This window comes from Altererythrobacter sp. Root672, from assembly GCF_001427865.1.
In the GTDB taxonomy this organism is placed as follows: domain Bacteria; phylum Pseudomonadota; class Alphaproteobacteria; order Sphingomonadales; family Sphingomonadaceae; genus Croceibacterium_A.
This window is the reverse complement of sequence record NZ_LMHH01000003.1, coordinates 427356-439577: the sequence shown is the minus strand read 5'-3', so window position 1 is coordinate 439577 and position 12222 is coordinate 427356. Positions and strand designations below refer to the sequence as shown.

General features: G+C 63.9%; 11 protein-coding genes. 4 read left to right on the top strand and 7 right to left on the bottom strand.

Features of this window, described 5'->3' with window-relative positions:
- Positions 1 to 43 precede the first annotated feature (43 nt).
- From hflK to ASD76_RS16050, 3 genes are all read left to right on the top strand, one after another.
- Positions 44 to 1207, top strand: coding sequence for an FtsH protease activity modulator HflK (gene hflK, locus ASD76_RS16060; protein ID WP_200943124.1), 1164 nt, complete (start codon positions 44 to 46; stop codon positions 1205 to 1207).
- A gap of 6 nt (positions 1208 to 1213) precedes the next feature.
- Entirely contained in the window at positions 1214 to 2062 is an 849-nt protein-coding gene (gene hflC, locus ASD76_RS16055) for a protease modulator HflC (protein WP_055925414.1), read from the top strand.
- Between the two features lie 124 nt (positions 2063 to 2186).
- Entirely contained in the window at positions 2187 to 3719 is a 1533-nt protein-coding gene (locus ASD76_RS16050) for a Do family serine endopeptidase (protein ID WP_055925962.1), read from the top strand.
- Between the two features lie 134 nt (positions 3720 to 3853).
- Here ASD76_RS16050 and ASD76_RS16045 read toward each other — a convergent pair whose 3' ends face one another.
- Positions 3854 to 6013, bottom strand: coding sequence for a transglycosylase domain-containing protein (locus ASD76_RS16045; protein ID WP_055925411.1), 2160 nt, complete (start codon positions 6011 to 6013; stop codon positions 3854 to 3856).
- A gap of 101 nt (positions 6014 to 6114) precedes the next feature.
- Positions 6115 to 6516, bottom strand: coding sequence for a peptide-methionine (R)-S-oxide reductase MsrB (msrB, locus tag ASD76_RS16040; protein ID WP_055925410.1), 402 nt, complete (start codon positions 6514 to 6516; stop codon positions 6115 to 6117).
- Positions 6517 to 6690: 174 nt separating this feature from the next.
- Between msrB and ASD76_RS16035 the strand changes: the two genes are divergently transcribed.
- A complete protein-coding gene (locus ASD76_RS16035) occupies positions 6691 to 9051 on the top strand; it encodes an arylsulfatase (protein WP_055925406.1) in 2361 nt (786 codons plus the stop codon).
- Between the two features lie 9 nt (positions 9052 to 9060).
- Here the strand turns inward: ASD76_RS16035 and ASD76_RS16030 are convergent, their stop codons facing one another.
- The 5 genes from ASD76_RS16030 to ASD76_RS16010 are packed head-to-tail and all read right to left on the bottom strand — an operon-like array spanning position 9061 to position 12212.
- On the bottom strand, positions 9061 to 9732 hold the full coding sequence (locus ASD76_RS16030) for a glutathione S-transferase family protein (RefSeq protein ID WP_055925403.1): 672 nt from the start codon (positions 9730 to 9732) through the stop codon (positions 9061 to 9063).
- A 35-nt stretch (positions 9733 to 9767) separates the two neighbouring features.
- Positions 9768 to 10154: a hypothetical protein gene (locus ASD76_RS16025; RefSeq protein WP_055925400.1), complete on the bottom strand. Its 387-nt coding sequence runs from the start codon at positions 10152 to 10154 to the stop codon at positions 9768 to 9770.
- Positions 10155 to 10202: 48 nt separating this feature from the next.
- Positions 10203 to 11120 (bottom strand): SDR family NAD(P)-dependent oxidoreductase, encoded by a 918-nt coding sequence (locus ASD76_RS16020; RefSeq protein ID WP_055925397.1) that lies wholly within the window; start codon positions 11118 to 11120, stop codon positions 10203 to 10205.
- Between the two features lie 20 nt (positions 11121 to 11140).
- Positions 11141 to 11812 (bottom strand): nuclear transport factor 2 family protein, encoded by a 672-nt coding sequence (locus ASD76_RS18490; protein WP_414826695.1) that lies wholly within the window; start codon positions 11810 to 11812, stop codon positions 11141 to 11143.
- The gene (locus ASD76_RS16010) at positions 11703 to 12212 is read right to left on the bottom strand and encodes a nuclear transport factor 2 family protein (protein ID WP_055925391.1); all 510 of its coding nucleotides are present in this window, start codon (positions 12210 to 12212) and stop codon (positions 11703 to 11705) included. Before ASD76_RS16010 ends, ASD76_RS18490 begins: the two co-directional genes overlap by 110 nt.
- Positions 12213 to 12222: the final 10 nt, after the last annotated feature.

Here is a 12222-nt window from a genome sequence, read left to right as displayed (position 1 = left end):
AGCGCCCCTGTTTTTTGCGGATTGGCCCCCTATAACATGGGGAATGGAAAAATTGGGTGGGTTCATAGACAGGATCGCACTGGCCATGGCCGGAAAGCGTAGCCCGTGGGGCAAGCCCCAGGGCGATAAGGACAATCCCGGCGATGGTTCCGGAAGCGATGACGGCAGCACGCCGCCTTCGTCGGAAGAATCGCCGAAGGGGCCTCGCAACCCCTGGCTGCCTGGTGGCGGGTCGGAAGATCGGCCCCGTCGCGGTGCCAATATCGAAGACTTGTTCAAGCAGCGCGGCCCCGAAGGTCCGCGTCGCAGCAAGGGTCCTGGCGGCCCCGGCTTCCGCATTCCGGAACGTCCGGGCGGCGGCAGCTGGATCCCGATCATCATCGGTGGCCTCGCGCTGCTGTGGGTCGGGGTGACGAGCGTCCACCAAGTCGCCCCGCGCGAAGAAGGCGTGGTGACGACGTTCGGTCGCTATTCGCGGACGCTCAGCCCTGGTCTGAACTTCACGCTGCCTTGGCCGATCCAGCAGGTCTCGATCGAAAACGTCAGCGAGATCCGCTCGGTACGCATTCCCTCGGGTCCAGAGGAAAAGCTGATCCTGACGGGCGACCAGAACCTGGTCGATCTCTCCTACCTGATCCGCTGGAACATCAAGGACCTGAGCAAGTTCCGCTTCCAGCTGGCCGAGCCCGAAGAGACTTTGCGCGAAGTAGGCGAAGCCGCCATGCGCGCCTCGGTGGCCGAACACACGCTCGACAAGGTGCTGTCTGGCCAAGGCCGCGGCGATATCGAACAGAGCGTCCGCCTGCGCATGCAGCAGATCCTCGATTCCTATAATTCGGGCATCGCGGTCCAGGGCATCGAAATCCAGAAGACCGATCCGCCTGAGGCGGTGGTCGAGGCGTTCAAGGACGTTTCCGCGGCTCAGCAGGACGCCAACACCGCCATGAACCAGGCCCGCACTTACGAGCAGCAATTGCTCGCCAAGGCGCAGGGTGACGCGGCGGCGTTCAACAAGATCTACGAAGAGTACAAGCTCGCCCCCGAAGTGACGCGGCGGCGGCTCTACTACGAAACCATGGAAAGCGTTTTGGGCAAGACCGACAAGACGATCGTCGAATCGAACAGCGTGACGCCGTACCTGCCGCTGCCTGAGGTGCGCCGTCGTGCTGCACCGCAGGCCGAAACAACGCCGCCGGCGGGAAGGTAACGGGTCATGCAAGCCGTATGGGAAACCCATAAGCTATCGATCATCGTGGTCGCGCTTGCCGTGATCGCGCTGTTCTCCAGCATCATCATCGTCCCGGAAACGAAGCAGGCCGTGGTCATCCGCACCGGTGAGCCGGTCCGCACGATCAACAGCTACCGGGCGAACGTACCGTTTGGTCAGACCAATGCCGGCCTGTGGCTCCGCGTGCCGTTCTTCGAGCGCGTGCAGATGATCGACAAGCGCGTGCTCGACATCGACATGGAGCGGCAAGAAGTCCTGTCTAGCGACCAGCAGCGACTGCAGGTCGATGCCTATGCTCGCTTCCGCATCGTCGACCCGGTGAAGATGGTCGAGAACGCCGGCACCGAAGAAAACGTGGCAACGCAGTTGCAGCCCATTCTTGCCTCGGTCCTGCGGCAGGAGCTCGGCCGGCGCACTTTCGCCTCGATGCTCACGGCCGAACGCGGCGTGGCGATGACCAACATCCGCAACACGCTCGATACCCAGGCCCGGCAGTATGGCGCCCAGGTTATCGACGTGCGCATCAAACGGGCCGACTTGCCCGAAGGAACTCCGCTCGAGGCCGCGTTCCGGCGCATGGAAACCGACCGCAAGCAGGAAGCCGAAACGACGCGCGCCGGCGGTCAGCGGGATGCCCAGATCGTACGCGCCGGGGCCGAAGCCCAGGCCGCGCGAATCTATGCCGAAGCTTATGGCAAGGACCCGAGCTTCTACGACTTCTACCGCGCGATGGAGAGCTATCGCCGCACGTTCGAAGGCGGTGAAGGTGAAAGCTCGATCATTCTTTCGCCGGATAACGACTACTTGCGGCAATTCCGCAGCGGCGGGCACTAAGCCGGTCCTTGGGCCGTTCAATGGGCGTTCAGCCGCGCGCGAGTGAATCCTCGAGGTGGGACTGCCGGTATCCGGGGCTTTCGGGCCCCCGTAAAAGAAAGAGGATCTAGAGGACGTGAAGCCCGTGCGTTATTCCTATGGTGTCACCACGGCTCTGCTTGCGAGCGGAGCGGCGATCTCCTTGTTCACCGGACAGCCCGCCGGCGCCCAGGTAGCCCAAAACGACGAACGGCAGATCAGTGCTGTCGTTCCTCGTGCCGGCGCTCCTGCCAGCTTCGCTGACCTGACGGCGCAGCTGCAACCGGCGGTGGTCAACATCTCCACTCGCCAGCGCATTACTGTCGACTCCAACCCCCTTGCCGGAACGCCTTTCGCCGACTTGTTCGGCAATCGCGGCGGCGGCGCACAGCAGGCGCCGCAGCAACCGACCACGCGCGAGGCGCAATCGCTCGGTTCCGGGTTCATCATTTCGGCCGACGGCTACGTGGTGACCAACAACCACGTGATCCAGCCGGATGGCCGGGCGGAACTCGAAGAAGTGACGGTCACCATGCCCGACGGCACGGAATACCCGGCCGAAGTCGTGGGCAGTGACCAGGCATCCGACCTTGCCGTGCTCAAGATCACTCGCCCGGAAGCCTTCCCGTTCGTGCATTTTGGTGACTCCAGCCAGTCGAGAGTCGGCGACTGGGTCATCGCGATCGGCAATCCGTTCGGACTCGGCGGCACGGTGACTTCGGGCATCGTTTCGGCCGTCTACCGCAACACCGGCGCGGGCGGCGCTTACGACCGCTTCATCCAGACCGACGCGAGCATCAACCGCGGCAACTCCGGCGGCCCGCTGTTCGACATGCAGGGCAACGTCATCGGCATCAACAACGCGATCTTCTCCACCACGGGCGGCAGCGTCGGCATTGGTTTTGCCATTCCGGCAGAAACAGCCGAGCCGATCGTGCAGAAGCTGATCGCGGGTGAAGAGATCGTCCGTGGCTTCCTGGGCGTGCGCATCCAGCCGATGAACGAAGACCTCGCGGCGTCGCTGGGTCTCCCGGAAAATCGCGGTGAGTTCATCCAGTCGGTCCAGGCCGGCGAAGCCGCCGAGCAGGCTGGCCTGCGGATCGGCGACGTGGTCGTCACTGTCGACGGCAAGCCGGTGACGCGCGACACGACGCTGTCGTTCATCGTCTCCAACATCGAGCCCGGCAAGCGGATCAATGTAGAGATCATCCGCAACGGCCAGCATCAGACCCTGCCCGTCACCGTCGGACGCCGCCCAAGCGAGGAAGAACTCGCCGCGCAGGTGTTCAACCCCGACGATCAGGATCCTTATGGGGCCAAGCAGGAATCCGGCGGACTGATCCAGGAATCGCTGGGCATGCAGGTTATCCCGCTGAGCCCGCAGATCGCCGGTCAGCTAGGTTTGCCGAGCGCCACCAAGGGTGTGGTGGTGAGCGATGTCGATCCCAATGCCGATGCGGCACTCAAGGGCATCAACCGCGGCACGGTTATCCTGAGCGCGAACAACCGCGACGTCACTTCGGCGCAAGAGCTTGAAGCCGTCATTAGCGGTGCGAAGACCGAAGGGCGCAAGGCCGTCCTGCTGCGTGTTCGCGTGCGTGGGGCGCCGGAAGTCTCGGTTCCGGTAAGGCTCCGCTGAGCTCTACCTCCCCTCCCGCTTGCGGGAGGGGCCGAGGGTGGGCCTGTCAGTTCAGGCGCGACCTAACCCTCACACTCATCCACCCATAACTCCTACCGCAAGCGGGAGGGGGACAAGTCACACCGAGGCTGCTGTTATTCCGGCGCGTTGCTGCGCTGGGCGCGAGGCGGCGTGCCTTCAGTCGAACGCCCGGTAGCCCGATCCAGAAAATCGTCGTTAGCCGCTGCCGGCGGGGCACGGCCCGGCGGCGGTGGGGCTAGCCGGGGATCGGGTCGGCGACCCGGCTCGCCCGGCTGTGGTTCTTCCTCGCCTTCGACGGGGAACGGCATGCCGCGTGGTTGTTCGGCACCCTGGGGCTCGATCAGGTTCCCCTGCTCATCGACGTAGTAATATTGGTCTTCCGGATCGCCGTACATCCACTCCTCGTCCGGTTCGAGCTGCCAATCGGGCAGTTGGACTTCGGTCTGGAACTTCTCCTCGGGCCGGTCCTTCACGGCATAGCGCATATAGGCAGAGAACGCCCGCGCCGGCGCGGTTCCGCCCTGGAGTCCTGGCACGGCCTTGGCGTCGTCGCGGCCCATCCACACGCCCGTGGTGATCCCGCTCGAAAAGCCGACGAACCATCCGTCCTTGTTCGAACTGGTCGTGCCGGTCTTCCCTGCCACCGGGCGGCCGATCTGCGCCGAGCGCCCGGTGCCGGTGTTGACTGCCGTCTGCAGCAGATCGGTGATCCCGGCGGCGACATAGTCCGGAACCAGCTGGTTGCTGCGCGTGGCCTGGTGTTCGTAAAGCGTGTCGCCGCTGGCGCTGACGACCTTGGTGATTCCGTAGGGATCAATCGAACTGCCGCCGGCCGAAACCGCCGCAAAAGCGCGCGTCAGGTCGATCACCCGCACTTCCGACGTGCCGAGCACCATCGAAGGATTTGTCGCGATCGGGGTCGTGATGCCGAACCGGCGCGCCATCGAAGCGACTGTCGAAAAGCCGACCTCGTTACCGAGCTGCGCCGCGACCGTGTTCTTGGAGTAGGCGAACGCCGTGCGCACATCGATCTCGCCAGCGTAACTGCCGTTCGAATTGCGCGGGCTCCAGCCCTTGATCGTGACTGGCTCGTCCACCACCCGGTCATCGGGCGTGTAGCCGGCCTCTAGCGCGCTGAGATAGACGAACAGCTTCCAGGCCGAACCCGGCTGGCGCAAGGCTTCGGTCGCGCGGTTGTAGTTAGATTTGACGTAGTCCGTACCCCCGACGAGCGCGAGGATCGCGCCATCCCGGTCGAGGCTGACCAGCGCGCCCTGGGCACTCCCCGGAGTGTTGCCCTTGAGCGCTGCCGCCGCGGCCCGCTGCATACCCACGTCGAGCGTGGTCCAGACTTCGAGCGGTTCGTTGCCGGTATCCGGCAGCAGCACATCGAGCTGCGGCAGGACGTAGTCGGTGAAGTAGCGCGCCGAGTTCTGGCTGTCGTCCTTGCGCAGCTTGACCGAGGACACGTCGATCGCCTCGGCCTCGTCCGCACCGATGGCGCCGTACTTGCGCATCTGTTCGAGCACGACATTGGCGCGACCCACGGCAGCATCGACGTCGGCGGTCGGCGAATAATGGCTCGGCGCCTTGACCAGCCCGGCGATGATCGCCGCCTCGGCCGTCGACAGGTCACGCGCAGAGTGGCTGAAGAACTTCCGGCTGGCGGAATCAACGCCGTAAGCGCCGCCGCCGAAGTAGACCTTGTTGAGGTATAGCTCGAGGATCTCTTCCTTGCTGAACTTCGCTTCGAGCGCGAGCGCCAGCACGGCTTCGCGCAGCTTGCGGTCGACCGTGCGGTTCGAATTGAGGAAGACGTTGCGCGCCAGCTGCTGCGTTATGGTCGAAGTCGCGCGGACCGAGGAGTCATCGCGGAACGACACGTAAAGCGCCCGGGCGAGGCCGATCGGGTCGATCCCGATGTGCGAATAGAAGCGGCGGTCCTCCACCGCGACCATCGCGTCCTTCATCACTTGCGGAATCTCGTCTGAGCTGAGCCACTCGCCATAGCTCGGCCCGATGGCGACGATCTCGGTGCCGTCGCGGGCGCGGACGACGATCGTCTGGCCGGCCTGGCTGTTCATCAGGGTGGAGTAGTTCGGCATGCTGCGCGCGGCGAAGAACACCGACGTGCCGAGCGCCAACAGCAACAACGCGAACAGCGCTCCGCCCCACACCAAGATGCGCCTCAACCAGACGCGCCAGCGCGACGTCGGCGGCGGGGCCGAGTTCTTACGATTGGCAGTCCTTGAGCCCCGCCTTTGCTGCAACATTGGTTAGAATCGTCCTGCGGCCGGGCGCCACGCCCTCCGATATCGCGCCGATGCATAGGACAATCGGAACGCAGCGTTAACGCGCGTTACGTTGGTTCGGCCTAGTTATCCTCCGGCTTGAAGTCGAGCGAGGCGCTGTTGATGCAATAACGCAGGCCGTTCTCGCCCGGACCGTCGGGAAAGACGTGGCCGAGATGGCCTTCGCAGTTGGAACAGAGCACTTCGGTGCGGACCATCCCGTGGGTCATGTCGCGATGCTCTTCCACCGCGCCGTCCGCTGCCGGGCGAGTGAAGCTCGGCCAGCCGGAGCCGCTGTCGTACTTGTCGCTGCTTTCGAACAACGGCTGGCCACAGCCCGCGCAGACATACTCGCCGGCCGCCTTGTTCTTCTCGTACTTGCCGGTGAAGGCCCGCTCGGTCCCCGCGTGGCGCAGGATCTGGTACTGCTCGGGAGTCAGGCGCTCACGCCATTGCGCGTCGGTCAGCTTCAACTTCTCGGTCATGCGGATCTCCTTTGTGCAGGAATATGGGGAGCGGGCGGTCCTGAGAAAAGCAAGCCGACGCTGATCTGGCGACACCGTTCAATCCTCCAGCGCATTCGGGGTCTATCCCGATAGTGGCCCCTTGGCGCCCCGTTAGCCTCCCGACTCGACCAGTCAGCCCCAAGGGAGCCCCCGATGCCCGTCACCCCCGACAACCTGCCGCGCCACATCCTGCCGATGCCCGATCCCAAGCATGTCGGCATCACCACTTACGACGCGCGCGACCCGGCGACGAAGTTTCCGCCGATCGTCCGGCTGAGACCGCCGAAGGGCGCGCCCAATGTGCTGATCGTGCTGATCGACGACGTCGGCTTTGGAGCATCGAGCACGTTCGGTGGCCCGTGCCACACGCCGAACATCGAGAAGCTGGCCAAGGGTGGACTCAAGTACACCCGCTTTCACACGACCGCGCTGTGTTCGCCCACGCGGCAGGCTCTGCTCACTGGGCGCAACCATCACTCGGTCGGCATGGGAGCGATCACCGAGATGGCGACCTCGGCGCCGGGCTACAGCAGCATCCGCCCGAAGGAGAAAGCCGCACTGGCCGAGATCATGAAGCTCAACGGCTATTCCACCGCGCAACTGGGCAAGTGCCATGAAGTGCCGTTGTGGGAAGTGAGCCCCGCGGGGCCGTTCAACCAATGGCCGACCGGCTCGGGCTTCGAATATTTCTACGGCTTCGTCGGTGGCGAGGCGAACCAGTACTATCCGGGCCTCTACGAAGGCACCAAGGCCATCGAGCCGCCCAAGTCGCCGGAGGAGGGCTACACCCTGACCGAGGACCTGGCCGACCGCGGGATCACCTGGATCCGGCAGCAGAAGGCGCTGGCGCATGACAAGCCGTTCTTCATGTACTGGGCTCCGGGCGCCACTCATGCCCCGCACCATGTGCCCAAGACCTGGTCGGACAAGTACAAGGGCAAGTTCGATCAGGGCTGGGACAGGCTGCGCGAAGCAACGATCGAGCGGCAGAAGGCGCTGGGCGTCATTCCCAAGGACGCCGAGCTGACCAGGCGCCATGACGAAATCCCCGCGTGGGACGAGATGTCCGACGATCTCAAGCCGGTGCTCGCCAAACAGATGGAAATCTACGCCGGCTTCCTCGAGCAGACCGACCACGAGATCGGCCGGATCATCGATTCACTCGAAGACCTCGGCATCCTCGACGACACACTGATCTACCTCATCATCGGCGACAACGGCGCCTCGGCCGAAGGCACGATCAACGGCTGCTTCAACGAGATGACGACCCTGAACGGCATGCCTGGGATCGAGACCACCGAATTCCTGCTGAGCAAGATCGACGATTTCGGCACGCCCAAGGCCTACAACCATTACGCCGTGGGCTGGGCGCACGCGCTGTGCACCCCATACCAATGGACTAAGCAGGTTGCCTCTCACTGGGGCGGCACGCGCAATGGCACGATCGTGCACTGGCCGAATGGCATCAAGGCGCGCGGTGAGACCCGCAATCAGTTCCACCACGTGATCGATGTCGCCAAGACCGTGCTCGATGTCTGCGGCCTGCCGGAGCCGGTATTTGTCAACGGCATCGCGCAGACGCCCCTGGAAGGTGTCAGCATGGCGCCCACGTTCGACGACGCCAAGGCTATCGAGACGCACGACGTCCAGTACTTCGAGATGTTCGGAAATCGCGGCATCTATCACCAGGGCTGGACCGCTGCGACCAAGCACCGCACGCCGTGGAAGGCGGATCAGCCGGGACCGTTCGACGCGGATGCGTGGGAACTCTATGGCCCCGATGACTGGACGCAGGCGCGCAACATCGTCGCCGACAACCCCGAAAAGCTCGCCGAACTACAACGGTTATGGCTGATCGAGGCGGCGAAATACAACGTCTTGCCACTGGACGATCGCGGCTTCGAGCGTATCAATCCCGACATCGCCGGGCGGCCGCAATTGATCACCGGCGACACGCAAGTGCTGTTCCCAGGGATGCGTGTCAGCGAGGGGTCCGTGCTGTCCCTCATGAACAAGTCGTACTCGGTGACCGCCGAGGTCGTGGTGCCCGAAGGCGTTTCGGCCAGTGGCGTGATCATCACTCAGGGCGGCGAGGCCGGTGGGTGGACGCTCTATGCCAAGGACGGGAAGCTCAAGTATTGCTACTGCTTCTTCGGCATAGAGCACTATTTCGCCGAAGCCGACCAGGCGATCCCCGCCGGTACGCACCAGGTCCGCCTCGAGTTCAAGTACGACGGCGGCGGGCTGGCGAAAGGTGGCGACGTCACCCTCTTCTATGACGGTAAGTCGGTTGGAAAAGGCCGGGTCGATCAGACCCAACCGATGGCCTTTTCGGCCGACGAGGCCTGCGATGTCGGCAGCGACACCGGCTCGCCCGCCTCGCCCGACTATGGCGTGACCGGCAACACGTTCACCGGCACGATCAACTGGGTCCAGATCGACCTAGGAAAGGACGATCACGATCACCTGATCAGCGCCGAGGAACGGTTCAGCCTCGCGATGGCCAAGCAATAGCGCCGATGCTCAGGCGTTGACGTCCGCATATTGGCTGGGCGGGTGGATGCCTTCCATCTTCTCGCTCAGCAGCGGGCGGAAGCTCGGGCGGCTCTTCATCACGCGGTACCAACCATGGGCACCCTCGTGTCCGGTCCAGTCGATCCCGCCGAGGTAGTCCGCCACCGAAATTTGCGCCGCGGCGGCGAAGTCGGCCAGGCTGAGCTGCGCACCCGCGAGCCAGCGGCGGTTGTCGGTCAGCCAGTCGATGTAGTCGAGATGTTCGTGCGCCAGCCGCATCGCACTGCGCAGCGCCTTCGAGTCAGGCGGCTGGCGCAGGACCATGCGCTTCTTCATCTTCTCGTGCAGCAGCGGGTGAGTGACGTCGGCAAAGAAGCTCTCGTCGAACAGCGAAGTCAGCCGGCGTATCTCCGCCCGGCCGATCGCGGTGCCGAGGATCAGCGGGCTCTTGTCGATCGTCTCTTCGAAATATTCGCAGATCGCCTGGCTATCGATCAGCGTGATGTTCTTTTCCTCCAGCCGCATCACCGGCGTGCGGCCGGCGGGGTTGTAGGAATAGAACGCATCGCTGGCGTCCCACGGCGTCTCGCGCCGCAGGTCAAAGCCGACGCCCTTCTCGCTAAGCGCGAGCCGGACCTTGCGACTGAACGGACATAGGGGGAAATAGTAGAGCTGCCACATTGACCTAAGGCCATGCCGCATGCGGCCGTTTTCGTCTACAGGCCGGATGCGTCCAACGCAGAAAGACAGGGTTTCATCAGGCCGTCGAGATAGGCTGCGGGGTCGTGGTCCTCCTTCGAGCGGGTCTGGATAGTCTTCGCCTCGGTGTTCATGAGGTCCTGCACTTGTTCGCGAGTGAGGTTCAGATCATCCATCAGGCGGGCGTTCGAGCGGACGAAGAACTCCTTCCCGCGCTGGGCGATCGGCGGATACGCGCGGGCTGAGGGCACGCCACGAGCCTGATCGCCGGCGACGACGGCGAACACCGCGGAGCAGCGGACCATCATTTGCTGTTCGAGCGTCATGGTGGGGCGCTGGGGTTGTTGCGCTGCGGCCGGAGCGGCGAGAAGGCCGAGGGTGAGGAGGGGGAGGAACGCTTTCATGAGTGCGCCTTACCATCGGCTCCCTGAACGGTTGCCGATGGGTGCAAATCACCCGACCTCGTTCGCCTTCCGCCTCGTCGCCGCAAAGCTATCCCGCCGGATCTTCTCGAACCCGACGCGCTGGTCGAACCCGGCGTCCTGCGGATAGTCGCGATAGTCCTCCAGGATCTCGTCGAATAGCTCGCGCAGCTCGTCCTTGTGGTCGGGATGCGTGAAGATGTTCGCCCGGTTCTCCTGCACGCCGTCGAGGATACGCGCGCCGATCACGTCGGGCTCCATGCCGAACTCGTGGATACCTGCGAGCCGTTCGACCGCCGCCTGATCTACAGCCTTCATCGCGCCCTTGAGGCCGTCGGGCCGTACGTCGTCACTGGCGTAGATGTAGCTCTTCACCAGCCCCGGATGCACGACAGACACGCCGACGCCGTACTGGTACATCGAATGGCGCAGCGAATAGCTCAGGCCCCGCACCGCGAACTTGGCAGTGTTGTAGATGCCCGGCGCGCCGCCGGCGATGAAGCTCGCCATGCTGGCGGTGTTAGTGATGTGGCCGCCCTTGACCTCACCCGAGAGAGCACGCGCCTTCATCCGCGGAGCGAAGGTGCCGACGCCGTTGATGACGCCGTTAAGGTTGACGCCGAGCACCCAGTCCCAATCGTCGAACGAAGAATCCTCGATCGTCTGGAAGAGATTGATCCCGGCGTTGTTGAACAACAGGCTGACGGGGCCGAACTCGGCCTCGACCTTGTCGGCCGCGGCCTTGAACCCATCGCGGTCCATCACGTTGAGCTGGACGCCCATGACTTCGCGGTTGTCGAGCGTGGCCAGCGCCGCGTCGATCGAGTCCTGCCGGATGTCGGCAATCGCTACCTTGGCTCCCGCGTTGAGGAGGTTGCGAACAATCCCGATGCCAACGCCGTTAGCGCCCCCGGTAACGAAGGCCGTACGGCCGGCGAAATCGATCATGCTTTCCTCTCCTCGGAGAACTAGGCGGCGTTCATCGCCAGCACCGGATTAACCGCTCCGGACTCGCGGCCCGCCAGGAACTCGTTGTAGATCTTGCGCCGCTTGAACAGCCAGCGGCCGTCAACGCGGAGGAGTTCATCCTCATACGTCCCGAACGAGGGCGTCGCCGGGCGGCCCTCAGGCCCGCCGTTAGTCATTTCCCACCACAGCCCGGTATTCCAGGCCCGATCGCCCTCGATACGGATCGCTTTCTGGTGGACGAGATGGCGCAACTTGGCCGGCTTGCCCTGCCAGTCCTTGAACACCTGGGCGATCTTGTCGCGAAACACCATCGCCTCCGCCCGGATCGCCTCCCGGCCTTCGAGCGTGCCCATCGCGTAGTCGAGCACGCCATCGACCGTGAAGCACTCCGCGTAAGCATCGGCGTCATGGTAATCCATGGCGAAGAGATAGCGGGCCATGAGGTCCGCTATCTCAGCCCGATCCCGCGTGTGGTTCGACAAGCTCACCACGAACGGAGTTGGGTTGAAAATGAATGGATCAACGACACATCCGTTCGTCCTGAGCTTGTCGAAGGACTGGTCACAGCGCAGCCGCCGCGTCCATCGTGCGGATCGGGTTCTCGGGTCCGCTCTCGCGACCGGGGAGGAACTCGTTGAGGATACGCCGCTCAGTGAACAGCCAGCGGCCATCGATCCGGGAAAGCTTGTCTTCGTAGATCCCGAAGGTGCCCATCTTGAGGCTCTTGCCCGGCCCGTCATTGGCCATCTCGAACCACTGCGCGCGGGTCCAGGCGCGGTCGCCATCGACGCGGATCGCGGTGTGCGCGAGAACGTGGCGCAGGACCGCGGGGTTGCCGTCTTCGTCCTTGTAGTGTTCGCCGATGCGCTTCTTGAAGCCTTTCACGGTTTCCAGGATCGTGGCCTTGCCCTGCACCCGGCCGCGGGCGAATTCGAACTCCGCATCATCGGTGAACATCTCGATGAAGCTGTCGAGATCGTTGTAGTCGAGCGCGAAGAGATAGCGCGCCATCAGGTCCTCGATCTCGGCCCGATCGCGTGCGTAAGTATCTGAATAATCCTGTGAACTCATTCTATTAGCC

What these genes read in the sequence shown, in the direction of transcription:
- ASD76_RS16045 (WP_055925411.1), bottom strand. Translation starts at nt 6,013, where the DNA reads ATGTTGCAGCAAAGGCGGGGCTCAAGGACTGCCAATCGTAAGAACTCG.
- hflK (WP_200943124.1), top strand. Translation starts at nt 44, where the DNA reads ATGGAAAAATTGGGTGGGTTCATAGACAGGATCGCACTGGCCATGGCC.
- ASD76_RS16020 (WP_055925397.1), bottom strand. Translation starts at nt 11,120, where the DNA reads ATGATCGATTTCGCCGGCCGTACGGCCTTCGTTACCGGGGGCGCTAAC.
- ASD76_RS16025 (WP_055925400.1), bottom strand. Translation starts at nt 10,154, where the DNA reads ATGAAAGCGTTCCTCCCCCTCCTCACCCTCGGCCTTCTCGCCGCTCCG.
- ASD76_RS18490 (WP_414826695.1), bottom strand. Translation starts at nt 11,812, where the DNA reads ATGGCCGCTGGCTGTTCACTGAGCGGCGTATCCTCAACGAGTTCCTCC.
- ASD76_RS16035 (WP_055925406.1), top strand. Translation starts at nt 6,691, where the DNA reads ATGCCCGTCACCCCCGACAACCTGCCGCGCCACATCCTGCCGATGCCC.
- ASD76_RS16010 (WP_055925391.1), bottom strand. Translation starts at nt 12,212, where the DNA reads ATGAGTTCACAGGATTATTCAGATACTTACGCACGCGATCGGGCCGAG.
- hflC (WP_055925414.1), top strand. Translation starts at nt 1,214, where the DNA reads ATGCAAGCCGTATGGGAAACCCATAAGCTATCGATCATCGTGGTCGCG.
- msrB (WP_055925410.1), bottom strand. Translation starts at nt 6,516, where the DNA reads ATGACCGAGAAGTTGAAGCTGACCGACGCGCAATGGCGTGAGCGCCTG.
- ASD76_RS16030 (WP_055925403.1), bottom strand. Translation starts at nt 9,732, where the DNA reads ATGTGGCAGCTCTACTATTTCCCCCTATGTCCGTTCAGTCGCAAGGTC.